This is a genomic window from Novosphingobium sp. BW1 (assembly GCF_008107685.1).
GTDB lineage: Bacteria > Pseudomonadota > Alphaproteobacteria > Sphingomonadales > Sphingomonadaceae > Novosphingobium.
This window is the reverse complement of the sequence record NZ_VIRF01000031.1, coordinates 1-25,265: the sequence shown is the minus strand read 5'-3', so window position 1 is coordinate 25,265 and position 25,265 is coordinate 1. Positions and strand designations below refer to the sequence as shown.

Annotated in this window: 19 protein-coding genes; 9 read left to right on the top strand and 10 right to left on the bottom strand. The window is 62.6% G+C overall.

Going from position 1 to position 25,265, the window contains the following annotated elements:
• Positions 1-148: 148 nt before the first annotated feature.
• The 7 genes from FMM79_RS00760 to FMM79_RS00730 form a co-directional block, all read right to left on the bottom strand.
• Entirely contained in the window at positions 149-472 is a 324-nt protein-coding gene (locus FMM79_RS00760; protein ID WP_162528407.1) for a hypothetical protein, read from the bottom strand.
• Positions 473-779: 307 nt separating this feature from the next.
• Positions 780-1,550 (bottom strand): putative porin, encoded by a 771-nt coding sequence (locus tag FMM79_RS00755; RefSeq protein WP_162528406.1) that lies wholly within the window; start codon positions 1,548-1,550, stop codon positions 780-782.
• 52 nt (positions 1,551-1,602) lie between these two features.
• Complete coding sequence (locus FMM79_RS00750) at positions 1,603-2,694, bottom strand: PepSY domain-containing protein (RefSeq protein ID WP_148625239.1); 1,092 nt, start codon at positions 2,692-2,694, stop codon at positions 1,603-1,605.
• 1 nt (position 2,695) lies between these two features.
• Positions 2,696-5,947 (bottom strand): amidohydrolase family protein, encoded by a 3,252-nt coding sequence (locus tag FMM79_RS00745; RefSeq protein WP_162528405.1) that lies wholly within the window; start codon positions 5,945-5,947, stop codon positions 2,696-2,698.
• Positions 5,944-6,900 carry an alpha/beta hydrolase gene (locus FMM79_RS00740; RefSeq protein ID WP_162528404.1) on the bottom strand — a complete coding sequence of 319 codons (957 nt, stop codon included), beginning with the start codon at positions 6,898-6,900 and terminating at the stop codon, positions 5,944-5,946. The genes FMM79_RS00745 and FMM79_RS00740 overlap by 4 nt, the downstream gene beginning before the upstream one ends.
• Positions 6,900-7,325 carry a hypothetical protein gene (locus FMM79_RS00735; RefSeq protein ID WP_148625233.1) on the bottom strand — a complete coding sequence of 142 codons (426 nt, stop codon included), beginning with the start codon at positions 7,323-7,325 and terminating at the stop codon, positions 6,900-6,902. The genes FMM79_RS00740 and FMM79_RS00735 overlap by 1 nt, the downstream gene beginning before the upstream one ends.
• Before the next feature lie 121 nt (positions 7,326-7,446).
• Positions 7,447-8,352 (bottom strand): LysR family transcriptional regulator, encoded by a 906-nt coding sequence (locus tag FMM79_RS00730; RefSeq protein WP_148625231.1) that lies wholly within the window; start codon positions 8,350-8,352, stop codon positions 7,447-7,449.
• 171 nt (positions 8,353-8,523) lie between these two features.
• Here FMM79_RS00730 and FMM79_RS00725 point away from each other — a divergent pair, with 171 nt between their 5' ends.
• The 7 genes from FMM79_RS00725 to FMM79_RS00695 all read left to right on the top strand — a co-directional run bounded on the left by FMM79_RS00725 (position 8,524) and on the right by FMM79_RS00695 (position 17,935).
• Positions 8,524-9,606: an alanine racemase gene (locus tag FMM79_RS00725; protein ID WP_148625229.1), complete on the top strand. Its 1,083-nt coding sequence runs from the start codon at positions 8,524-8,526 to the stop codon at positions 9,604-9,606.
• Positions 9,606-10,010 carry a RidA family protein gene (locus tag FMM79_RS00720; RefSeq protein WP_148625227.1) on the top strand — a complete coding sequence of 135 codons (405 nt, stop codon included), beginning with the start codon at positions 9,606-9,608 and terminating at the stop codon, positions 10,008-10,010. Before FMM79_RS00725 ends, FMM79_RS00720 begins: the two co-directional genes overlap by 1 nt.
• 15 nt (positions 10,011-10,025) lie before the next feature.
• The gene (locus FMM79_RS00715) at positions 10,026-11,537 is read left to right on the top strand and encodes a serine hydrolase (RefSeq protein ID WP_148625226.1); all 1,512 of its coding nucleotides are present in this window, start codon (positions 10,026-10,028) and stop codon (positions 11,535-11,537) included.
• 135 nt (positions 11,538-11,672) lie between these two features.
• On the top strand, positions 11,673-13,793 hold the full coding sequence (locus FMM79_RS00710) for a TonB-dependent siderophore receptor (protein ID WP_148625224.1): 2,121 nt from the start codon (positions 11,673-11,675) through the stop codon (positions 13,791-13,793).
• 40 nt (positions 13,794-13,833) lie between these two features.
• A complete protein-coding gene (locus FMM79_RS00705) occupies positions 13,834-15,120 on the top strand; it encodes a dipeptidase (RefSeq protein WP_240338888.1) in 1,287 nt (428 codons plus the stop codon).
• A 47-nt stretch (positions 15,121-15,167) separates the two neighbouring features.
• The gene (locus FMM79_RS00700; protein WP_148625220.1) at positions 15,168-16,430 is read left to right on the top strand and encodes a dicarboxylate/amino acid:cation symporter; all 1,263 of its coding nucleotides are present in this window, start codon (positions 15,168-15,170) and stop codon (positions 16,428-16,430) included.
• Complete coding sequence (locus FMM79_RS00695) at positions 16,427-17,935, top strand: amidohydrolase family protein (protein WP_148625218.1); 1,509 nt, start codon at positions 16,427-16,429, stop codon at positions 17,933-17,935. Before FMM79_RS00700 ends, FMM79_RS00695 begins: the two co-directional genes overlap by 4 nt.
• A 163-nt stretch (positions 17,936-18,098) precedes the next feature.
• On the opposite strand, the gene FMM79_RS00690 is transcribed toward FMM79_RS00695, so the two are convergent.
• From FMM79_RS00690 to FMM79_RS00680, 3 genes are all read right to left on the bottom strand, one after another.
• Positions 18,099-21,254, bottom strand: coding sequence for an efflux RND transporter permease subunit (locus FMM79_RS00690; RefSeq protein WP_148625216.1), 3,156 nt, complete (start codon positions 21,252-21,254; stop codon positions 18,099-18,101).
• Positions 21,251-22,339 carry an efflux RND transporter periplasmic adaptor subunit gene (locus FMM79_RS00685; RefSeq protein WP_240338887.1) on the bottom strand — a complete coding sequence of 363 codons (1,089 nt, stop codon included), beginning with the start codon at positions 22,337-22,339 and terminating at the stop codon, positions 21,251-21,253. The genes FMM79_RS00690 and FMM79_RS00685 overlap by 4 nt, the downstream gene beginning before the upstream one ends.
• 75 nt (positions 22,340-22,414) lie before the next feature.
• A complete protein-coding gene (locus FMM79_RS00680) occupies positions 22,415-23,029 on the bottom strand; it encodes a TetR/AcrR family transcriptional regulator (RefSeq protein WP_148625214.1) in 615 nt (204 codons plus the stop codon).
• A 90-nt stretch (positions 23,030-23,119) separates the two neighbouring features.
• Here FMM79_RS00680 and FMM79_RS00675 point away from each other — a divergent pair, with 90 nt between their 5' ends.
• Both FMM79_RS00675 and FMM79_RS00670 read left to right on the top strand, forming a co-directional pair.
• The gene (locus FMM79_RS00675) at positions 23,120-24,571 is read left to right on the top strand and encodes an efflux transporter outer membrane subunit (RefSeq protein ID WP_148625212.1); all 1,452 of its coding nucleotides are present in this window, start codon (positions 23,120-23,122) and stop codon (positions 24,569-24,571) included.
• 22 nt (positions 24,572-24,593) lie between these two features.
• On the top strand, positions 24,594-25,040 hold the full coding sequence (locus FMM79_RS00670; RefSeq protein WP_148625210.1) for a PaaI family thioesterase: 447 nt from the start codon (positions 24,594-24,596) through the stop codon (positions 25,038-25,040).
• Positions 25,041-25,265 lie beyond the last annotated feature (225 nt).

Genomic DNA, 25,265 nt, shown 5'->3' with positions numbered 1-25,265 from the left:
TTCGAGCCGCTTGGTGTCCGGTCCTGTAACCTCAATCTGGATGCCCGTTCGCATGCGCCATCTTCGCATGTCCCCCCGTTCAAGGGAATCCCGAAAACGGAATCATCTGTTCCGATCAATCCACTAGATTGATCTGGCGATCCCGGCATCAGCAGCCTTCCATCGCAGTGATGAACATCGCGTCCACCCAGTGAAGGCGTGGACCGGAAATGGGCGTGGTGGTCGTACCGTCGGGCGCACGCCGACGGATCAAATTGTCGGAAAGCAGGGGGAAATATAGGTTGCCCTGGCTGTCAATCGCGCTTCCGCCCATGGGTGGATGGTCGGCAAACGGCTCGACGGCGGCATTCCAGATTGCAGTATCGCTCGAAGCCACGGTAACGGCCTCGGCCCGGGTCGGGGAAGTGGGGGCCGAACAAGCTGGCAGGGCAACGGCAAAGCCCAGCATACTGGCCAAGAACATTGTTTTCACGGGCAAGCTCCGGATAATGGCTGTGGTCCAAAACCATCATCACGCCATCTTGCCGGATCGCGCCCGACCGTCTTCGGTATGCCCTCCATGCAATCGTGAATGGCCATGAAGGGGAGGCGCACCCGGATTCGAACGCACTGTGCATGAGGGGGCGGTGGTGCTGGAGAGTGCGCTGCGGGATCGGCTTGGGAACAGCATCGAGGGAACGCCTGTTCACAACGAAAATTTCGCATTTAGCCGGACCCTGGGCAGCCAGTCATTTTCGTCGACGGGCGCGGCGAGATCGGGATCGAGCAGCCGGAAGGTATCATGTCGGGTTGAGCGTGCTGCTCGGGGTGAGTGCGTGATCGACCGCGAACTGGTGCAGGCGGTAGTTCGTGGCAAGCCCGATGTTATCGCGGCTGAAGGCTGCGAACACGGCATCGGCCTTGGCCTGCAGGTAGCCAGAACGTACGCGCGTGCCATGGGTGTAGTTCGTGGTGTAGACGGCCACGCTGGCAAGCAGGCCTGTATCGGCGTGGGTCGCTGCGCCGAAATTGCGGACGGCTTCTGCCGTCAGTGAAACCGCCCAGCGCTTGTCGACGCCCGCCAGATGTAGTGTTGCGATACAGTCTATCAGTTCGAAGTTCAAAAGGTAGGAACCGTCTGCGCGTCGCAGATTGCTGCGAAAATTGCCCGCATCCGCACCGGCGAGGCTGTTGAGGTGGTAGTTGAGATAGCTGCCCGACAGGTCGAGACCCCTACCCGGGTGCTTGCCCGTAGACAGGCTTGTCTGCACGCCGAAGAGGTCGCTGTCCTTGCCCGCCGGGGCTTCGTCCAGAACGGCATAAAGCGCTGCCAGTCTGGACGAAAGTCCGGTGCCGTTCCGTGGCAGATCGATAACCGCAGCAGCACTCTGCGTATTGAAATCGCCGTCCCAGACCAAGTCCGTGCGGTGAAAGGGCAGGGCGAACTTGCCGCCGCTGAGCGTGAGCGCGCCAAACTTGCCCTGGACATAGGCGCGATGCCGGCTTGCCTTCCGGGCGTCCAGCGCCGCGATGCGCGTGTCGTCCGCGTGGGTTGCGGCATGGGCGGGCAATGGGGTGAGTATGGTCCCGCCGGCGGCCAAGTCTATGGTCAGGAAACAGGAGCTAGGCCTTGCGGGCAGGCTTTCGTTTTCCTCCGAACCAGAAGGACCACACGGCCAACAGGCCGAGCAGGCCCAGCGCGAGGCCGGACAGCGTGACGGCGATCCGCCAGAGCATGCTGCCGGTCTTGCCCGAATGGATCGGATAGAGGGTGTCGTATCCTCGCGCGGCGCGGGGGAGGGTGAACGCGTCGCGGGCTTCGATCAGCGCGCCGGTATCGGCTGCGAACCACAGGATCGTGCGGCCGTTGGGCAACCATTCGCCGGGCTGGCGCATGTGCAGGCGTACCGTGCCGTTGCTGCCGGAAGGCAGGGTGAGGATGCGCATCTCCGCATCGGGAAACTTCCTGTGCGCTTCAGTGAACAGCGCATTCCAGTCGAAGCCGGAAGCAAGCGGGACTGGTCGATAGACCGGCGGCTTGTGGGCGGCGGCGATCGTTGCCGGAGCGCCCGGCCCGAACAGCACGGCAGTCATCGGGCTGAACACCATGACCGAGGCGGTCATCAGCGAAACGAACAGCAACGGCGAGAGCAGGGCACCCAGATCCCGGTGATGGCCGATGATGGCCGGACGGCTCAGCCGTTTGGGCAGCAAGCGCGGCTTGAATGTCTTGCGCAGCGGCCACCACAGGTAGACTCCTGTTGCGACGAAAAGCAGACCGGCAAGGGCAAACACGCCGGCAACAGTCTCTCCCGTGTCTCCAGCAAGCAGGTAGTGGTGCAGGTCGAACAGCCATTGTTCGGGCCGTTCCCACTTGCTGCCCCATTGCGCCACGACTTGGCCGGTCTGATCGGTATAGGCCCCGGCGCCGCCTGCCATGCGCACGCGGTTCAACCCGAAATCCTCGCTTGCGAAGAAGACGGCCCTGGCGTCGAGATCGGGGTTGGCAAGGATCGTTTTCACCGCGCCTGTGAGAGTTGTAACGTCCTGCACTTGCCAATCGTCCGAATGGGGCAGGGAGACCCACAGATCCCTGTGCGCCAGCAGTGCGCCCGAAAGGCCCATTACGGCCAGTACGAGGCCTGCGAAGCCCCCCGCCCAGCGATGCGCCTGCCTTACAAGGGCATAGGGCTTCCACTTTGTCCGGTTTTTCATGTCAGTCCTTGCCGGGGCCGGCGTTCTGCCACCAGCGTGCGGGGCGCCTTTCCGGATCGGGCCAGACGCGGTCGAGCGTCTGGGCGTTGTAGAGCGCGCCGCCCTTCATCACGTAGTGCAAGGCGGCAGTGGCCCTGATGTCTTCCAGCGGATTGCGGTCGAGCACGATCAGATCGGCCAGCTTGCCAGGCTCCAGGCTGCCTAGGTCCTGCGCGACGCCGATCGCCCGGGCGCCGTCGATGGTCGCGCCTTTCAGCGCGGCATGGATGGGCAGGCCTTTGCCCGAGGCATGCATCGCCCAGATTTCCCAATGGGTGGCAAGGCCGGGAACCTCGCCATGTCCGCCAATGCCCAGCAATCCGCCAGCCTTGCGCACGGCCTCGGCATCGGCGGCGAATTCGCGGAACTTGTAGCTGGACGGATCGGGCTCGCGGCGAGGGTTGGTGCGCATGGCGAGAAAACGCGGCGGCAGAAAGCGCGCCAGCTTGGCGAGTTCGCTGTGGGGCGCCTGCGGGTCGATGTTGTCGCGATAGAACTCCGCCGCCCAGGGCGCGCCGTAATTGATGGTGAGAACGGGCGTCCAGGCCGTGCCTGAGCGGGCCAGGAACTCGGTAACGTCGCGTCCCAACGGGGTGATCGGGAAATTGTGTTCCAGCCCGCCGAACCCGTCGAGTACGGTGGTCAGCATGGTCTTGGTGTCCGAACCGCCTTCGGTCGTCGGAAACAGGTTCAGTTCGTGGGCCGCCATGGCGCTCCATTGCTGCTGGCGCCGGTTGCCGATGAGATAGGCCTTCACTGTGTGGGCGCGGTAGAAGTCGCTGTTGCGCCTCAGCACGTTGTGGGCTTCGTCAAGCGAGCGGAAGTCGTGGGAGGACTTGATCGCGGTGGACGTGGAGAAATAGCGCGGGCCCAGCACTTCGCCCGTGGCGATAAGGTCGGAAAGGCCCACCACGTCGCCGCCGTGGGTGCTCGGATCGCGCAGGCTGGTTACGCCATAGGCGAGATTGGCGGTCAGCCCCCAGTTGTTGTTTGTCTCAAGGATCAGGCGCTGGGCCGGGCCGACATGGTCATGTACGTCGATGATGCCGGGCATCATCGTCTTGCCGGACAAGTCGATGGCCTTGGCGCCGATGGGAATGGCGATGCTGCCTGCCGGGCCGATGGCCGCGATCCGCTCGCCGTCGAGCAGGATGTCCGCCCGTTCGATCACATCGTTGTCGTGCATGGTGATGGCGCGGGCATTGCGCAGGGCGAGCATGCCGCTGGGCCGATAGCGCTCGCGGCTGACCGTAAGGTCGGTTTCGGTCGTAATGCTGGCAGGTGATGCCGCGTCCGCCAGGCTGGCAAGATCCAGGCGGTAGTGCTTGGGGCCGAGCGACCTTTCGATCGCCTTGCCACCTTCGGCCCAATAAAAGGAATCCGCGCCGATCTCTGTCAGCCGTGTGACGGGCAGAGCGGTGTGATCGATGTCGATCTGGCCAGGCATCTGGCCATCGGGCAGTTCGATCAGATAGAGCCAGCGCGCGATCGAGGCGAGGACATGGCGGCCATCCGGGCTGATCCGGATATCGATCGATTGCCCGGGCGTCTCCTCCATGTTGCGGTTGCGCCGCCCGGTCACTTCGATCTCGTGGCGAAGGTCGGTGCCGTCGAAGCGCACGGATGCGAGGCCACCGGCGGCATGGGTATAGATCCGGTCCGGTTCGGGGCCGAGGTGCAGCGGGCCGAGCTGGAGCCAGGCGTCCGGCTCCAGCTGTGTGCGCTGACGCTTTCCGGCGTCGATGATCTGGCGCGGGCTACCGCCCTGTGTGGGGATGCCGATCAGTTCGAGGCCCGGCAGCGGGCGGCCCCAGTCGCGCGCCGATAGGCGGATTCGGGTGGGCGCGGACAGCGCGAAGACTTCGCTGCCATCAGGCGACCAAAGTGGATTGGCGTAGAAGGCGGGTGTTTCGGTCAGCCTGACAGGGGGCGTCGTGCTGTCCGCGCGGACTTTCCAGAGGTATCCGCCCTTGGTGCTCCACGTGACGAAGGCGAGCCATTGGCCGTCGGGCGACCAGACCGGCTGGAAGGCCTGCGCGCCGTCATCCAGCAGCAGGCGCGGGGCGCTGTTGCCGTCGGCATCGGCAAGATAGATGCGGTTCATCGCCGTATAGGCGATCCGCGTGCCATCGGGCGAAAGGTGCGGTTCGAGCGCGAAGCGCGAATGGACTTGCGCTTCTGTTGCCACGCGCATGGGCGGGTTGGTCAGCGGGCCGAGGTGCTGTTCCACGCTGGCGGAGAAAGGTACGGTCCGGCTCTTGCCGGTGGCGAGGTCTATGCGGTGAATCTTCTTGCCATAGGCGGCGATGATCGCGCTGCCGTCCGGCAGGAAGGCGTAGCCGGGCAACAGGTCGCGGGTGGGATAGCCTTCCTGATTGTCGCGTGAGACTTGCGTCAGCTCGCGGTCGGCACCGCTGGCAAGGTCGCGTAGGCGCAGCGTGGTGCGGCCATCGGTACGTGTGCCGTAGACGAGCTTCCCGCCGTCGGGAGAGACGAGGGGGCGGAAGGCGTCCTCCGGCAGGTTCGCGGGATGTCCCTGCGAAGCACCATCGCCAGCGAGGCGCTGGATGCTCCAGACCGGGAACTTGCCCGAGACATTGTTGGCACGGATGATCCGGCCTTTGGCGCGCGAAAAATAGATCGCACCATCGGTGGGTGAGAGAACCGGCCCCAGTGCCTGCACTTTCGTGCCTTCACCGGTGTCGAGTTGCTGCGCTTCGCCGCCGTCCAGCGTGTAGCGCCAGAGCGAGAAATAGAGCGCGCCCTTGACGACATTGCCGCGCGCCGCGATCACGGCGCGTCCATCGGCGGTCCATGCGGGCGAGGCGAAGACGGACCAATAATCGTCGGACAGCGCGCGGGCTCCGGAACCGTCCTTGCGGGCGATCCACAGATTGTCGGCACCGCCCCGGTCGCTGACGAAGAGGATCCACTGCCCGTCGGGCGAAAAACGCGGCTGGCTGTCGAAGGCATTGCCCGATGTCAGCCGGACGGCTTCGCCGCCGGTGATCGGCATCGTGTAGAGATCGCCCAGCAGCTCGAACAGGATCGTGTGGCCATTGGGGGATACGTCGAGCGAGACCCAGGTACCTTCATCGGTGGTGAAGCGGATCGTGCGCGTGGTCTCCAGCGGCAGGTCCCGGCTTGCCGCGCTGGCGGGGGCGGGAAGGCAGGCCAGCATCGCTGCGGCCATGGTTGTGGCGGTTCGTTTCACCGGGCGCTGCTTTCCATGTTGAAGGTTGTCCGCAGGAAGGCGAAGACCGGCGCCAGCGGATCGCCGCGATAGAACGCGTCGTCGCCATGCCCGCCGCCACCGACCACATAGAGGCTGTAAGGAACCTTGGCCTTGTCCAGCGCCCAGACCAGATCCATGCTCTGGATATGCATCCCGGCATCTGCGCGGCCCTGGCCGATGAAGAAGGGCGGGGCATCGGGCGTGACATGCAGCAGCGGACTGGCGAGTTCGGCAAGGTCGGGCTTGTCCTTCGCAGAGCCGGCGAAGAACAGTGGGATCGATCGCGGTTCGCGAACACGGCCCTGACTGAACACGCGAAAGTCGGTATAGCCGAAGAAATCGACAACGGCTTGAATCCGGCTGCCGAGCCCCGGTCCGTCGTCCGGCGCGCCGGCGATATTGAGCGTGGTCTTGCCTATCGTCTTTTCGACCACCCCGCCGGTAAGCCCCGCCAGTGCGGCCAGTTGGGCGCCCGAGGAATCGCCGAGGACGGCTATTCTGGCAGGGGCCCAGCCATAGGTCTTGGCGTGGACGCGGGCCCAGCGGATCGCGGCCTTGCAGTCGTGAAGCTGGGCCGGGAAGGGGGCCGTATCGGTCAGCCGGTAGTCGATGGTGATGGCCGCGAAACCCTGTTCGGCAAAGCGTTCGGCCATGTGGCGGAATTGCTCCTTCGAGCCGATGCGCCATCCGCCGCCGTGGATCAGCACGACGAGTGGGGGCACATCGGCCCCGGCATCGGTGGCCTCGTTTTGGGGCAGGTAGATGTCGAGCTTGAGCGGCTTGCCCTGGGGCTGCGCATATTCGATGTCCGCGAAGTCGGGCGCACGGTCCGGCGCGGCATACATCTGCGCCTCATAGGGCGCGGCGAGGGCCACCGGGCTCGCAAGGGCGAGGGCCAGGGCGACCGTGCCATGCCGGACCATGCCGCACATCACAGGTCTAGTTCCTCCAGGTCCATACTGCCCATCCATTCGCGCATGGTTTCGTGATCGACATTTGGCGCGCCCTGGGGCGGATTGGCCTTGAGCTTGCTGCGCACGAGCTGTTCCAGTTCGGCGCGGCGGGCAAAGCTCACAGTGTCCGAATATTCCGTGGCGATGATGATGTCGGGCTCGCCTTCGCGCTGCCCCTTCACTTCGAAGACGTGGTAGGAGACCACGACACCTTCCTCGATCAGGATTTTACGCCGGGCTTTCCAGACCGTGGCAAGGAACTGCAGGTATTGCTTGGTCATGCCCGGACGGGTGCGGAACTTGGAGAAAGTCCAGAGCGATTTGGGCTGCAGTTCCTCTGCCTGCACGGATAGCGGGGTGACTGCAAGAGCGAGCGGAAGCAGCCAGAGTGCGAGACGCGCCATCCATGTTCCTCCTTGGCGTGGATGCAATGTCGATGGGAGAGCATTGCTTCTACACGCGTCAATATCCATGCCGAGTGCGCTTAACAGTGCGATAAGCTGTACCTAAACGGCAGTAGAGGATTCAGTCCCGCCAGGGCACGGGGCGCAGCGATTTGCGCAGGAGCATCAGGAAGTCGCCGACACGGGCGGACCGTTCTCCGCGCCGCCCGAGAAAGGCGGTGATGTCGGCATCGGGAAGCTGCCAGCCGGGCAGCAGCGGCACAAGCGTTCCGGCGGTCAGATCGTCCGCCACATCCCATTCGGAACGGATCGCGATGCCCAGTCCGTTCAGCGCCATCGACTTGGACACTTCGCCGTCGTTGGTGGAAAAATACGGCTCTATCCGCACGCTGACATGATCGTCCTGCCCATTGCGGAAGCGCCAGAGCGTGACGTCTTCGTCGTTTTCGCGCAGGGCGATGCAGCGATGACGACGCAGGCTGGCCGGTTCTTCCGGTTCACCGTGCTTTTCGATGTAGGATGGTGCGGCGCACAGGATGCGGCGGTTCGGAGCCACGACCGTGACAATCTGTTCGCTGTCGCGCATTTCGCCGATGTGGATCATGATATCGCTGGCAGTCGTCAGGTCGCTTCCCGGACGGTCCGAGAGGGTGAGTTCGACCCGGACATCGGGCCGCTCTTCGTGGTATTTGGTGATCAGCGGCGTGATATAGTGGCGGCCAAAGCCAAGTGGTGCCACCAGGCGAAGGACGCCGGTCGCAACCCCGCGGCGCTCGGCCAGTTCTTCCTGGAGGGCGGAGAGCTGTTCCAGAATTTCGCTGGACCGGTTGAGCAGCAGTTCGCCGTCCGTCGTGATCCGCAACCCCTTGCTGCCACGGTCAATCAGGCGCAGGCCAAGCCTGCGTTCGATCTGAGTCAGCCGCTGGCTTACTGCCGGCGGCGTGACGCCCAGCGTGCGTGCGGCAGCGGCAAGGGATGTGGACGATCCGATGGTGGCAAACAGTTCAAGATCGTCAGCGGATAGCATTCAGCTCTACCTTAAGCCTCCAATAAGCCTGTGCGGCATGGCGCAGGGGCAATGGGATTGTACAAATCGTCGGAAGTCAAGAATAACCAAGGTGATCACGTGGCAGCAAATTTCAAACCATGCGCAATCGGCGACCTGCAGACCCCGTCGCTGCTTCTCGATCCGAGGCGCATGGCCCGCAACATAGTCCGCATGCGCCAGCAGATCACACGGCTGGGTGTCGGCTTCCGTCCTCACGTGAAGACGGCCAAGTGCCTTGAGGTAATTTCGCTGCTTTCCGACAATGGCGCCCTGCCGGTGACGGTTTCGACTCTGCAGGAAGCGGAGCAGCTCGCGCAGGTCGGCTATCGCGACATTCTCTATGCCGTGGGCATGATCCCCAACAAGATCGCGCGGGTTCAGGCGCTGCGCGACCGGGGTGTCGATATCAAGGTGATCGTCGATAACCCGGAAGCCGCGGCAGCGTTGAGCGCGGCAGCTGTGGTGAGCGACAATCCGGTGCCGGTGCTGATCGAGATCGATTCCGACGGGCATCGTGCCGGGGTGAAGCCCGACGATGTCGAAGCTCTGCGGACAACGGCGGCCAATCTTTCCGGCGGCGTGTGTCTGGGCGGTGTGCTGACTCATGCGGGCGGCAGCTACTCATCCCATTCGCAGGACGAGATCCGCGGCTATGCCGAGCGCGAAACGCGTGCGGTGGTGGATGCGGCAGAGGCCTTGCGCAAGGGCGGCTATCAGGTCGACATCGTCAGCCTGGGATCGACGCCCAGCGTTCTCTTCTCTGATGACATGACCGGCGTGACCGAGGCGCGGGCCGGCGTCTTCGTGTTTTTCGATCTGGTCATGGCGGGGCTGCAGGTCTGCGATGTCGATGACATCGCCATATCGGTTCTGGCCAGCGTTGGTACGGTCCAGGCCGACCGCGGGCGCTTCATCGTAGACGCGGGCTGGACAGCCATGTCGCGCGACCGGGGTACGTCGGTGCAGAAGGTCGATCAGGGCTATGGTCTCGTGTGCGACATTGCCGGGCGCCCCATTCCCGATCTGATCATGACGGAAGCCAATCAGGAGCACGGCGTGCTTGCCCTGCGTGAAGGCAGTACGCAGTCCCTGCCGGATCTCGGGATTGGGGATCTCGTGCGCATCCTGCCCAACCACGCCTGTGCGACGGCAGGGCAGCATGCTGCTTACAGCGTAATTGATGAAGAGCAGGGGGGGGTCGTTGATCGCTGGTCCCGCTTTGGGGGGTGGTGATGGCCGATATCGTTCCGATCGTTACAACGAAGGCACCCCCTCCCGGCGGGCACTATTCGCAGGCCGTAGCCATGGGAGATATGCTGTTCGTGTCCGGGCAGCTTCCGGTCAGGGGTGCCGGCGACCATGTGCTGGCCGAGGCCGATTTCGCCACGCAGGCACGGCAGGCATTTGCCAACCTTTTTGCTGTCCTTGGTTCGGCGGGCGCGGATGCCGGTGACGTGCTGAAAGTGTCTGTCTACGTGACTGACATTGCTGACTGGCCTCAATGCAATGAAATTTATGCCGAATTCTTCGGTAGCAGCCGCCCCGCCCGCTCGATAGTGCCTACCGGGCCGCTTCACTTCGGTTACCGGATCGAAGTGGATGCCATCGCCCGCATGCCGAAGCCCGACACACCCTGAACGAAAGAAAACGCCATGATCCGATCCGTCTTGCGTACTGCCCTCCTGATCGGATTTGCGACTACGCCGATCGCCGCTGGCGCGCAAAGCACCGATCCGGGATCATGGCGCCTGCGGCCATCGGCCCACGTTGCGGGCGAGCCCGAAACGCTCTGGTCGCTGGACGAGCGCATGAAGGAATATCATGTGCCGGGCGTGAGCGTCGCGATTGTCCGCGACGGTAAAGTGTCCTGGGCCGGCGGCTTCGGCGTCTTGCAGAATGGCGGATCGGACAAGGTCGATGCCGATACGATGTTCTCGGTGGGTTCGCTCAGCAAGGTCGGGGCGGCGTTCATCGTGCTGCGCATGGTCGATGAAGGCAAGCTCGATCTCGATCGCGACGTGAACGACTATCTCAAGCGCTGGAAAGTACCGCTCAATATCTTCACGCTGGAAAATCCGGTTACGCTGCGCCGTCTCCTGTCGCATACGGCAGGCATAAATATTCGTGGCTTTCCCGACTTCCTGCCCGGCGCGAAGCTGCCGACGCTGGTCGATACGCTGGAGGGCAATGCCCCTTCTCTGACCGGCCCTGTGCAAGTGGTCTATGCACCCGGCTCGCGGGCGGTCTATTCGGGCGGAGGCATCTCGATCGAGCAGATGGTGGTGGAAGACGTGCTGGGCACGGACTTTGAAAGCGCCGCGAAGCATTATCTGTTCGAACCGCTGGGCATGACGCGCAGCACATATGCCCAGCCGCTCGATCCCGCTTACGGCAACATCGCCAAGGCCCATGACCGGGACGGCAAGCCTGAGGCCCTGCCGCGCGGCTATCAGGCCATGCCGGAAACCGCCGCCTCGGGCCTGTGGACCACGCCGAGCGACTCTGCCCGCATGGTGGCGGGAATGATCCGCTCCTACCGCGGGGAGCAGGGGGCTCCGCTTAGCCACGAGCTGGCGCAGATGATGATGGCCGAAGTCGCGCCAGGCCCGGTCGGGCTCGGTCCCTTTCTGGAAGGGCGCGGGTTGAGCCGCCGTTTCTACCACACCGGATCGAACGACAGCTACAAGGCCTGGATGGAAGGCCATCTTGCAAGTGGCGATGGCCTGGTCATTTTCACCAATGGAGCCAAGGGTTCCTTGCTCTACCGCGAGGTCCGCCGCGCGGTGGCCGCTGCCGAAGACTGGCCAAACGACCGCGTTGTTGAACTGCCCGCCGCAAACCTTCCGGCAGAGAGGCTTGCCGGGCTGGCGGGGACTTACGTCTTTGCCGAAACGCACGGCGTGCTCGACGAGCGTGCGACGGTCTTTCCCGACCCGCGTATCGTGCGCATATCGGTTCGTAATGGCAGGCTTACGCTGTCTAAGCCTGATGGCGGCGGAAAACAGCCGTTGATTCCGGCCGATCGCAGCCATTTCGTCTTCGCATCCGACGCCGCGCGCTGGGTCGAATTCGTGACCAACGGGAAGGGTGAGGTCGATCGCCTGATCCTGCGCAACGGCCTGTCTGCGGTCGAGGCGCATCGGAAAATGACTAGCCAGCCTTAAGGCATGACTTAATGACGCCTTCATGACGGCGAAATTGCTGCTCTGCAGCATTCGTGCACAATCGCTCTTACAGGATCGATGCCGGCGCTCCAGGGAACCGCGCCACTCGGCCTTCGAACATACTAGGGGGTCAATATGAAAACGGTTTTCCGTCTTGGGGTAGCTCTTTCGGTCATGGCTTTTGCTGCTACGCAGGCTCATGCGCAGGATACGACGGAAACCGATGAAGGTAACGGCGTCATTACGGTCATCGGTACGCCGTCCGAGAACTACTTCAGCCGCTCCGCCGAAGTCGGCGATCGCCTTGGCAAGGACATACTCAACATTCCCCGTTCGGTGGAATCGATCCCCGAGCAACTCCTGACCGACCAGCATGTGCGCGAATTAAGCGAGATCTACCGCTATTCGCCCAACGTGGCGATCAGCGACGGCTATGGCGGGACGCGCGAGGACTATCTGATCCGCGGTTTCCGCCGCCGCGACGACGTCTATCGCGATGGCGTGCGGCTCAAGACCAACAATACCGTTGATCCCAGCACGGTGGCGAGCGTGGAGATCCTGAAGGGGCCGACGTCGGACATCGGCCAGATGACGCCCGGAGGCCTCGTCAACTACGTAACGCGCAGGCCGAAGCTCGATCCGGCATACCGCGCGGAAGTGAACTTCGATTCCAGAGGGGAGCGGCAGGGCTTCTTCGATGCGACCGGCCCGCTGGGCGGCGGCTTCGCCTATCGCGTCGCGGGAAGCTATGAAAACGGGCACACCTTTCGCCAGTATTCCGATCAGGAGCGCCTGTTCGCTTATGGCGCTGTGAGCTGGTTCGGTGACAACGGAACCGAGATCCGCACCAGCTTCGAATATGGCGACGACAGCCGCGCGCTCGATCGCGGCATCGTCACGGTTCCCGATCCCACGGGCAAATATGCGCGCGTCGTGGCCGATGTGCCGCGCAAGCTCAGCTATCATTCGCCTTTCACCCAGCGCGATGCGGACTACATCTTTGCCTCTGCCGATCTGAGCATGCCGATTTCGGAGCAGCTCCTCTTCGAGGCGAAGGTTGTTTACTATGACGAGAACTCTTCCGACGTTCATGTTGAAGTTGGCGGTATCCTGTCCGACAGCACGCTCGTGCGTTATGTCCAGGGCAACGACGACCGCGATCTGAAGACGCAGTTCTATCGTGCGCAGATCCGGACGAGCGAAGGCGGGATTGGACCGTTCAGCGCGGTGATCGGTGCCGAATATCGCCACCAGACCGAATTCTGGATCAATTACCGCGGCCCGCTGCAGGTTCTCGGCACGGTCACCGATCCGATGTCGGACCTGCTGGTGAACGACGGGCGTGACTATGTTTTGCGCAACAAGTTCGACGTGAGCCAGACCGACTACGGCTTCTATGCGTTGACCGATATCACGCTGCACGAAACTTTCGTGGTGACGCTCGGCGGGCGTTACGAGACCTATAAGGGGGCGTTCGACAACGGCAGCCTGTTGTCAGGGGCGATCAGCGCCATGGACTTTCCGAGCGGCGACAAGTTCACTAAGTCCGGGGCCATCGCCTGGCACCCGACCCCTGAAACGACAGTCTACGCCAACTATTCGGACACGTTCCAGCCAGCGAGCTACTACGCCAACAATCCCACGATCTTCCCGGCGCAGAACGGCAGGATGTACGAGGCGGGCGTGAAGCAGGCGCTGTTCAACAATGGCCTGATGATCACGGGTGCCTATTTCGACGTGAAGCAGGACAACGTCGTCGAGAATGTCGATGGCGAGGCCCGGCTGACCGGCGGGCAGACCTCGCGCGGGTTCGAATTGGGCGTGGTCGGTTCGCCGATGAAGGGGCTGAACCTTCGCGGCGGCGTTGCTTATGTAGATGCCCAGACGGTCAGTGCCATCCCGGCCGACGATGGGCTGCGCCCGCGCAACGTGCCGAGCTGGACCGCGAGCCTGTGGACGTCCTATGAATTCAAGGACCCGGACCACCCGCTTGTCGGTCTGGGCTTCGGCCTTGGCGCCACCTACGGTTCGGACCGCTGGGGCGACACCAGGCAGGCCTTCATGATCGGCGACTACACGATCGTCGACAGCTCGCTGTGGTACTACATTCCGCTCGGTTCCGGTCCGCAGCTGCGGCTCAATGCGGGCGTGAAGAACGTCTTCGATGAAAGGTACTATACCTCTGCGGGCGGCACTTACCGAATCGGCGTGGGCACGCCGCGCACCGTGTTCGTCGGCCTTGGCATCGATCTTTGAGGTACGCGCCGTGAAGAGCATATCTCCTTGGCGGTTGGCATTGGCGGCACTTCTGTCGGTGCCAACCGCCGCTCAGGCCCAGAGTGCGCCTGCTTCGGCGATCGATCCGGCGGTTCAGGCCCGGATCGACCGTGTGCTGGCGAAAACGCCGCTGATTGACGGGCACAACGACTGGGCCTGGGCACTGCATGAGAACTACGACACGGGCGCGGCCACGCTCGACCTGAAGGCGGATACCCGCTGGCTCGAAAAGCCTCTCGACACCGATATTCCCCGGCTTCGGCAGGGGCGGGTCGGCGGCCAGTTCTGGTCGGTGTGGATTCCGGCGGAGATCCCCGGCGCTGATGCCGTTACCGAAACACTGGCGCAGATCGACCGCGTGCGCACGATTGTTGCGCGCTATCCCGGCACTTTCGAACTGGCGGGTACGGCAGCGGATGTCCGCCGCATTCACAAGGCCGGCAAGATCGCTTCGATGATGGGCGTTGAGGGCGGCAACCAGATCGACAATTCACTGGCCGTCCTGCGCATGTATTACGCGCTCGGTGCGCGTTATCTGACGCTGACCCACGCCAAGACGACCGACTGGGCGGATTCGGCCAACGATACCGCGCTCCACGACGGATTGACCGCTTTCGGCCGCGCGGTGGTGCATGAACTCAACCGGCTGGGCATGATGGTCGATCTCAGCCATGTCTCGGTCGCGACGATGCGCGATGCGCTGGAAGCGACGGTTTCGCCGGTGATCTTTTCGCACTCGGGCGCCTTTGCCGTGAACCCGCATGTACGCAATGTGCCTGATGATATCCTGCGCCGGGTCAAGGCCAATGGCGGCGTGGTGATGGTCACTTTCGTGGCAGGCTATGTTTCGGATGCCCATCGCCACTGGGCGGCGGAACGCGCCGCCGAATTCACCCGCCTTTCGGGCATGCCCTACGACGGGCTCTATGTCGGCCGTCCCGAACTGGCCGAAAAGGCCCTTGCGGAATGGGACGCGGCGCATCCCCGCCCCTCGGCCTCGATCGCCGAAGTGGCCGATCACATCGAGCATGTCCGCGATGTCGCCGGAATCGATCATGTCGGGCTCGGCTCGGACTATGACGGGACGACTTATCTGCCCGAGGGCCTGGACGGAACCGAGACTTATCCCGCCCTTTTCGCCGAACTGATCCGGCGCGGCTGGAGCGATGCCGATCTGGCCAAGCTGGCGGGCGGTAATCTCCTGCGCGCGATGGAAGCCAACGAAGCCGTGGCGAAGGCGCTTGCCGGAGAAACGGTGGGCCTGACCAAAGGGCCGGGTGCCGGGAAGGAGTGGAAGGCGCATTGATGCCCCGTCCGTCCTGACGGGCGGCGGCGCAGCGCCTTGAAACCGCTATGGCAAAACGTCTCACCAGCTACATTTTCGCCGCGATCCTGGCAGGCGCGCTCTGCGGCTCCCTGCTGCACGTATTCGTCACCGATCCGGTGACGCTGGAGCGCCTTGCTTCGATCCTGACGACGGTGACCGATGTCTTCTTGCGGCTGATCAAGATGGTGATCGCGCCGCTGATCTTCGCCACGCTCGTCACCGGCATCGCGCGCATGAACGATGTCGGCCTGCTGGGCCGCATCGGGCTGCGCGCGCTGGTCTGGTTCTTGAGCGCATCGCTGGTCTCGCTGGCGCTGGGCCTGCTGCTGGGCAATCTGTTCCGTCCCGGTGAAGGGCTGGATCTGGCCGCGCCGGCGGCAGGAGCGGTCAGCGGGATCGACGGAGGCGCGGTGGATCTGCAGCGCTTCATTACTCATGCCGTGCCGCAATCGGTGATCCAGGCCATGGCCGCCAATGCGGTTTTGCCGATCGTGGTATTCTCGGTGTTCCTGGGTGTGGCGCTTGCCGCGATGCAGGATCAGGCCGCGCCACTCGTGCGCGCGCTCGATCTGCTGACCGAAGCGATGATGAAAGTTACCGGCTATGTCATGCGGCTGGCACCTTTTGCGGTGTTTTCGGCGCTGGCCCATGCCGTGGCGATCAACGGCCTTTCGGTGCTGATCAGTTTCGGCAAGCTGGTGGCCACGTTCTACCTGGGCATTGCCGCGTTGCTCGCCATATTGGTGCTGGTTGCCATGACGATCATCGGCAAGAGCGTGTTCGCGCTGCTGCGCGAGATCCGCCAGCCGATCCTGCTGGGGTTCTCTACCTCCAGTTCGGAAATCACCTTTCCCGGCATGCTCGATGGGTTGGAACGGTTTGGCGTCCGGCGTTCGCTGGCCAGCTTCATCCTGCCGCTGGGCTATTCGTTCAATCTCGACGGCTCAATGATGTTCATGACGCTGGCGACGTTATTCATCGCGCAGGCCTATGGTATTTCGCTCGATTTCGGGACGCAGTTGCTGCTCGTCGCCGTTCTCATGCTGTCGTCCAAGGGCATGGCTTCGGTGCCAAGGGCCAGCCTGGTCGTCGTGGCCGGCGTCCTGCCGCAATTCGGTCTGCCGTCGGAAGGGCTGCTGCTGGTGATGGCGATCGACCAGATACTCGACATGGGGCGTACCGCCACAAACGTGGTCGGCAACGCATTGGCGACAGCTGCCATCGCACGCTGGGAAGTGGCCGCAGAGGCCGCAGATACTGCACAGGTCAAGGAGTTAGAAACAATATGACTGGAAGAGCTCTTGCCCGCACGCTGACCGTACTGGCGGCCGCAGTTTCGCTCGCAGGCGCCCCAGCCATGGCGCAGCCGCAGTACGAGATCGCGATCAACAACGGCCGCGTGATCGATCCGGAAACCGGGCTCGACGCGGTGCGCTCGATCGGGGTTTCGGATGGCCGGATCGTGACCGTTTCGAAGGACCCGCTCGAAGGCAGCCGGACGATCGATGCGAAAGGGCTGGTGGTCGCGCCCGGATTTATCGACGTGCATTCCCACGCGCTGATGACGCCTTCCGCCTGGACCCAGGCTTTCGACGGCGTCACCACGCAGCTCGAGCTGGAAAACGGCATCTGGCCGGTCGCGGGCACGTACGATGCTTTCGCGAAGAAGGGGCACCCGATCAACTATGGCTTTGCGACCGGGTGGCATCCGATCCGCCTGGCGCTGCTGGGCAAGCAGTCGGAAGATCTGGTCGATGAGAAGACCAGCCAGAAGGTCATCGATGCGATGGAGACCGGCCTTGAGGAAGGCGGGATCGGCGTCGGCCTGACTGTCGGCCATCACACCGGGACCAATCGTCTGGAGTACTACGCCGCGGCCCGGCTGGCGAAGGCCCATGGCCTGCCGACGTTCACGCATATCCGCTACAAGAACGTCCACGAACCCGAGGGCTCGATTGAAGGCGTGACAGAGCTGATCGGCATCGCTGCCGCTACGGGCGCACACATGCACTTGTGCCATGTGAACAGCTCCACGCTACGCGCCTTGCCGCGCGCGCTGGACATGATCGCACAGGCGCAGAAGAGCGGCGTGAACGTGACGACCGAGGCCTATCCCTGGGGCGCGGGTTCCACCACGATCAGGGCGCCGTTCCTGGCGCCGGAAAACCTGCCGCTGATCGATATCGAGCCGTCGAACATTACCGTCCTCAAGACCGGCGAGCATCCCGCTAGCGACGAGCGTCTGCGCGAACTGCGCAAGACCGATCCTTATGCGATGATCGTGGTGCAGTACTTCGACGAGGAGGAGCCGGAAGAACTCGCCCTGCTTAAGCAGGCGCAGCATTTCCCCGGCGCGCTGATCGTGAGTGATGCCGTTCCCTATCAGGTCGATGGCAAGTACCTGACCGATCCGGTCTGGCCTTTGCCCGCGAATGCCCAGGCGCATCCGCGCATTGCGGCCAGCTTTACCAAGGTGATTGCCCGTGAAGTGCGCGACAGCCACGAAATGACCATGCTGGATGCGATTGGCCGCGCAACTCTGCTGCCCGCGCGACTGCTGGAGGAGGGCGTGCCGCAGATGCGAAAGAAGGGCCGTATTCAGCCCGGCGCGGATGCTGATATCGTGGTCTTCGACCTGAACGGCCTCGAAAACCGTGCGACGTTTTCCGCCCCGACCTTGCCGACCAAAGGCATGCGCTTCGTGGTCGTGAACGGGAAAATCCTGATTGATCGCGGAGTTCTGAATAGACGCATCATGCCTGGGCATGCGGTGCGGGCACCTGTCCCGAAGTGATCTATAGAGCAATCCAGCGCCGCTGCTCTTCCAGCAGATCATAGTTGAACGCCTGATCGAGCGCCCTGAAATAGCGCCCGACCTTTGACCAGATGTTTTTCAATAGTTGACTGATAACCACAGCGGCTCTCCCAGAATGTCGGCTGGCACCGTCACATGCTGTTCATACCGGAACCTCCTTCGATCCCAAGGGATCTTCGTGGGATGGTTCGTCCGAGCGTTCGGCGTCTTCTGGCGGCGGGGTGATCTTGTACCAGAGCGCGTAGAGCGCGGGCAGGAACAGCAGGGTTAGCACCGTTCCGCCGAGCGTACCCCCAATGAGTGTGATCGCCATCGAACCCCAGAACACCGAACTGATCAGTGGAACGAACGCCAGCACGGCCGCGAGCGCAGTCAGGATGACGGGGCGCGAGCGCTGCACTGTGGCCTCGACCACTGCATCGAAGGCTGACAGGCCGCCACGCTCATTGTCGCGTATCTGCCCCATCAGGATCAGCGTGTTGCGCATGAGAATACCGGCAAGCGCGATCAGTCCCAGGATTGCATTGAAGCCAAAGGGCTGACCCGTGATGAGCAGAGTCGGCACCACGCCGATCAGCCCCAGCGGTGCAGTCAGGAGAACGATCCACATCGCCGACAAGCTTCGCACCTGCAGGATGATGACGACCATCATCAGCACGAACATGATCGGGAAAATCGGGGCAAGAGCGGCGTTGGCTTTGTTCGCCTCTTCGATCGAACCGGCCATGTCGATATGATAGCCGGAGGGCAGGTGATCGATGATTGGCTGCAGCTTCTTCATCATCGCGGTGGACACATCGGGCGGCTGTAGTCCCTCGGCGATGTCGCCGCGGACGGTGATCGTCGGCATCCGGTCGCGGCGCTGGAGAATGGGTTCCTCCATCCGCACTTCAATACGGCCGATCTGGCTGACCGGGATGCGCTGTCCGGCAGCGTTGGTAAGCGTGTAGTCGCCGATGCGTGCCGGATCGAGTCGAGCTGACCCGGCGGATCGCACGACCACGTCGACGGTGCGGATGTCCTCGCGGGACTGGCTGACGGTCACACCGTTCAACAAGAACTGCAGCTGCTGCGCAACGTCGCTGGAGGTGAGACCGAGAGCACGGAGGCGATCCTGGTCGAGCACGAAATGCAGTGCTGGCGCTCGCTCGCCCCAGTCGCTGTTAACAGTGCGCATCATCGGATCGGCCTGCAGAACATCCTGCACTTGCGCCGCGATCGTGCGCACAGTTGCAAGGTCGGGGCCATTCACCCGAAAAGCCACGGGAAAGGGCGAAGGTGGCCCGAACACGAGTTGCGTGGCCCGCACGCGCGCCGCCGGCGCCAGACCGTCTGCCACGGCCTGCCGAAGCCGCCACTTGAGCGTGTCGCGATCTTCCTCCTTAGCGGTGCGGACGATAATCTTGGCAAAAGAGGGGTCAGGCAGTTCGGGAGAAAGCGGAACGTAGAAGCGCGGGGCGCCTTGGCCAACGTAGGTGGTGACGATTTTCGACTCCGGCTGTTTTCGCAGCCAGGCCTCGACCTGTTGCGCCGACTCACTGGTGCGGTTGATTGCAGTGCCCTTTGACATTTGCACTTCGACCAGCAGTTCGGGCCGGTCGGATGTAGGGAAGAATTGCTTCTTCACCGGTCCCATGCCGATGCCAGCGACCAGAAATGCGCCGAGGGTCGTCACCGCTACCAGCTTCTTGCGTCGCACCGCCCATCGAATGATGCTCCGAACCCTCTGGTAGCGAGGTGTCTGGTAGATTGCGTTATGGCCGCCCTCGACCGGTTTGATCACGGGCAGCAGTTTCACGCCCATATAAGGTGTGAAGATCACTGCCACGAACCATGACGCGATTAGCGCGAAGCCAACGACCCAAAAAATATTCCCGGCATATTCACCGGCGGTGGATTTCGCGAAGCCGACAGGCATTAAGCCGATGACTGTTACCAGCGTGCCAGCGAGCATCGGCGCGGCGGTGTGACTCCAAGCGTAGGCCGACGCTCGGATTCGATCGTAACCTTCTTCCATCTTCACCACCATCATCTCGATAGCGATGATCGCGTCGTCGACCAGCAACCCGAGCGCGAGAATGAGAGCCCCGAGCGTAATACGGTCGAACACGCGGTCGGTCGCCAGCATGATGACGAGCACGATGGCAAGCGTCAGTGGTACGGCACCCGCGACGACGATGCCCACACGCCATCCCAGACTGATGAGGCTGACGATCATCACGATGGTGAGCGCTTCGAAGAAGGTGTGCATGAACTGGCTGACGGCCTCGCTGATGTTGACGGACTGGTCAGTCACGGTGCTCAGCGTCATTCCCAGCGGGAGTTCTTTCCGGATCCTGTCGACCTCCCCGGCCAACGCTTTGCCAAGATCAAGGCCGTTCGAGCCGTCGCGCATTACGACGCTAAGCAGCAGCGCCGGTTCGCCGTCATTACGGATTAGGAAGGTGGCGGGATCTTCGTAACCGCGCTCGACCTTGGAAATCTCGGAGAGGCGCAGTGTGTTACCGTTTGCGGCGATGGGTAGGTCACGGATTTTAGACAGATCGTCGAACGCGCCATCAAGGCGTACCACGACAGACTGCCCCTTCGTCTCGATCGATCCGGCGGGAGTTATAAGGTTCTGGCTCGCCAATGCATTAAAGATCGAGCGTGGCGAAATACCGAGAGTGGCGAGCCGTTCCTGGGCAAACTCGACATAGATGCGTTCGGGCCGCTCGCCCAATATCTTGACCTTCGCCACGCCAGGAACGTGGAGGAGCCGCTGGCGCAGACGCTCAGCCTCGCGAACCATGTTGCGCTGGGGCTCACCCTTGGCCCCGAGTGCGTACAACGCGAAGCTGACGTCGCCATATTCATCGTCGACGAACGGTCCTAAGACGCCTTTGGGAAGATTTCGCGCCTCATCCGACATTTTCTTGCGCGCTTGGTAAAATTGCGCCGGCACTTCGCTAGGCGGCGTTTGATCGCGGAGTGTCAGTGTGGTGAAGGCAAGTCCGGGCCGCGTGAAGGTTTCACTGCGGTCATACCAGCGTAATTCCTGAAGCCGCTTCTCCAACGGCTCGGCAACCTGGTCCTGCATTTCCTGTGCGGTAGCGCCCGGCCATGCGGATACTACGGTCAGTGTCTTGATGGTGAAGCTGGGATCTTCAGCACGACCGAGATTGAGGAAGGCGAAGATCCCCGCACCGACGATCGCGATCAGGAAGAACAGAGTAACGGATTGCTCGCGCACCGCCAGGGCGGACAGATTGAAGCCCCGCTTCTCCTGTTCGGGTTCATCGGGTTCATGCGCGCTCATCGAACCGCTCCCGATACGGGTGCGGCGACGCGGACGGCCTGCCCTTGATGCAGCATGTGCGCGCCCATCTCCACGAAGCGCTCGCCAGCTTTCAGGCCTGAAGTGATCGTCGCGGTTTCCTCGCCGACTGCCGAAATGCGGACGGGTCGCCATACGATCTTCGCGGGCGAACCGGGGCCGATCACCCATACACCGGGGCCCTTGCCGACGTCCCGTATCGCACCGAGCGGGACGACCGTGGCGGGCGTTTCCCTGGGCTCCGCCAACGAGACGGTGACTGTCGATCCTAGTGGCGCGCGCGCGGGCTTGCCTTCGAGTACATAACGCGCCTCGAAGGTGCGGGTTGCCGGATCGGCCGCGTCGGAAAGCTGCCGTAATCGCGCTGTTCCCTTTTCGCCAGCGTAGGTCCGTGCGTGGGCGGTCGAGCCGATCGCCGGCCTTACCGTCTCGGGCAATTGCACCAGCGCCTCGCGGGGGCCTGACCGGGCCAGTCTCACGACAATCTGGCCTGCGACGACGACCTGACCGGGTTCGGCCAGCGTCTCGACGATAGTGCCGTCTGCATCAGCCAGAAGAACGCTGTAATTGGCTTCATTGCGCGAGATGCGGGCCTGTGCCTCTGCGGCCGAGAGTTGGGCGCGAGCCGATTCAGCCGCCGCTTTTGCCTCATCGTACGCCGACGCGGACACCGCCCCAGCGCTTACCAGATCGCGCAAGCGCCGTTCATCGGCAGCGCTCTGAACGGCGCGAGCACGCGCGGCCTGTACCGCCTGCCGTGAAGCTTGCGTAGCAAGCGCGAGGTCGGTCCGGTCGATCCGCAAGAGCGGTTGGCCACGCCGTACTACTTGCCCAGCATCAACCAGGCGTTCGATCACCTTGCCACTTACCCGAAAGCCGAGATTGCTTTGCACACGAGCAGCGACGACCCCGGTGAACTCGCGCTTTGCCGCACTCTTCTTCGCCACGGTCATCACGCGGACAAGCGGTGGCTCCGTGCGCGGATCGCTCGGCGCCTTCTGACATGCTGCCAGCGGCAGCGCGAGAATGAACACGGACAATCCCGCAGTGATGAACGGACTCGACAAGGGCTGATCCTCCAAACTCTGAGGACCATTTGTTTCCTTGTGACGATTTTGTCAATGGGTCACTAATTCATTTCTTCAAGGCGCCAAGCTCCGGAGGATAAGGCTCACGACCTCTTGAGGCGCATCCGGTAGCAGATCCAAATTGCGTTCGAGGTGCAACGGATCGATAAAGGGCATCATGGCGTAGAGAATCGCGCGACAGGTTTCGTCAAGCGGCGTCTTTCGCTCGAACTCACCACTTTCCCGGCCAAGCTTGATGATCTCGGCCAGCATTTCCCTGACGGTTTCTTTGTAGGCTTCCGATGACCCCCATCGCTCAGCGGCCGAATGGGCTGTAATATCATAGATCTTGCGATCATGAAAAAATAGATCAGCACTCCTGGTTGTCAAACTCTTGAACATCCGTCTGAGGCAATCCGTTGCACTATCGCCTTTTTCTATTGAATCCTGGGTCTCGGAAATGATTTTCTCCAAGCGTGAACCGCATATTTCTTCCCCGATTGCCTGCTTTGATTCGAAAAAGCGATAGATATAGGCCTTCGAGAAGCCGATCTCCTTCGCGAGATCTGCGACGGTCGTCTTGGCATAGCCGTAGCGGGCAAAACATTGATGCGCCGCCGCGATAATTTGATCGCGAACAGCATGCTCGGCAGGGCCGCGGGCTGGGGCGTCAGGGGTAAAGGTCGTCATCCCACAACCATAAGTCTCTCAGCGCAGATTGACAACGGGTGACTACTTGGCATATCGGTCACAGGCATTCTTGTTCCTGCCGAGGTAGTGATGCAGCCCAAATCCCTGCTTATATTTGCCACCTGTGGTTCGCTGCTGCTTGCCGGCTGTTCCGTGGGACCACGTTATGTTCGCCCTGAAGCCACAGCCCCCGCCTCCTTCCACGGCGCGCTGGCTGTCGAGGCACGGAATTCGGTGCTTGGCACAGTCGACCTGGTCGACTGGTGGCAGGCCTTTAACGATCCCCTGCTCACGAGCCTGGTCGAGCGAGGGCTTGCTCAAAATCTCGATCTTCAGCAGGCTGCCGCTCGCGTCCTGCAGGCGCGCGCGGCCTTGAAGGGCGCGAATTCCGCCCTGCTCCCCTCGGGTCAGGTTACCGGACGGGGAGGCGGAGTTTATCAGTCGCTCGAGACGCCGACTGGACGAATTGGCAGCGCCTTCCCGCAGTTCGAACGATCTACGGAGAGTTACGAACTGGATCTGGGCGCCAGTTGGGAGATCGATCTGTTCGGTGGTCGCGACGCTGCCCGTGATGCGGCGCGAGCCGAGTGGCAGGCCTCTCAAGCCGGCGCGGTCGCCGCGCGCCTCTCCGTCGCGGCACAGGTTGCTGACACCTATGTCGCAATCCGCATGCTGCAGGCGCGGCTCGATGTCGCGCGCGCGCAACTCGATACCCAGGAGCGCCTTGTTGATCTAGTGGGGCTCCAGTATCGCAAAGGGGTCGCTGCCGAATTGCAGTTGAGACAGGCCGAAGGCGCATTGGCGCAGGTCCGCGCCTCAGTCCCGGCATTGCAGAACGAGCTTAACATGGCGATGAACGCGCTCGACGTTCTGATCGGTGTCCAGCCAGGCACCACTCGCACTAAGCTTGCAGCCCATGCCCCAATACCTCTTGCCCCTGCGGTATCGGCGGCGGGCGGACCGGCTGCTTTGCTGCGTCGCCGGCCCGACATCATCGCAGCCGAGCGCACGCTTGCTGCGTCCAATGCCCGGATCGGTGTCGCATTCTCGGAATATTATCCCAAGATCTCGCTGAGCGGCCTTTTGGGCACTGCAACCACGGCAGCGGGCGGGCTGTTCACTGGCAACGCAACGCAGGCAAATGGCATATTGGGACTACGTTGGCGGCTGTTCGACTTTGGCCGAGTGGACGCTGAAATCAAGGCTGCCAAAGGCCGCAACGCCGAAGCGTTGGCCGCATATCGCCTGACGGTTTTGCGCGCATCGCAGGATGTCGAGGACGCCTTCTCGACACTGGTGCAACAAGAAGCGCGCGCGCGGGCTCTTGTCCAAGGGGAAACTTCCCTAACACGGGCGCGCGACACATCGATGGCTGCCTACAAGGGCGGTGTTGTCAGTCTTGTCGAGGTGCTCGAAGCCGACCGACGCCTTCTTGAGGTTCGTGACGGTGCGATCCAGGCGCAAGCCGCCTCGGCGCGGGGAGCAATTGCTTCGTTCCGTGCGCTTGGAGGAGGCTGGAATCCCCAGGTCACATCTGGTTAAATCACCATTGGAGAGACGCACTATGTCCGAAAAAACCACTGCGCAAAGCGGCCTCGAGCAGGTTCGCGCCATGTTGGCCGGAGGACGCCAACCGCCGCTGAACGAAAAACTCGGGATCGCGCTCATCGAAGCAGAACATGGTCATGCATTATTCGAGGCAACACCCGACAGCACCGTCTACAACCCCATGGGCAGCGTCCATGGCGGCTTTGTCGCAGCCGTTCTTGACAGCGCTTGCGGCATTGCCGTCCATACAGCCCTTGAAGCGGGCTATGCCTACACTACGCTCGAACTCAAAGTATCCTATCTGCGCCCACTCACCGACCGGAGCGGCACGGTGCGCAGCCATGGCCGCCTTGTGTCGATCGGAAGGCGCGCTGCGTTTGCCGAAGCTACGCTACATGATGGTGAAGGTAAGCTATGCGCGACCGCAACCTCGACATTGCTGGTTTTCGAATCACGCCGGTAGGGCGATGTACGGGCCAAAACGCTCACTTATGAGACCTCCGGCGCCGCGCGGTGCTTGTAGGAATATTTGCCGCTGTGGCTCTGGCTTGCGCGTCTCTCAGAGGTGGCCTGGAGAATCTGCACACTGAGATAATTGGATTTTCTGCCTGAGAGCAGCCAGATGGGCTGCGAGACAGGAGCAGAGAATGAGCAGACGACCCCGGCGCAACCACAGCCCGGCATTCAA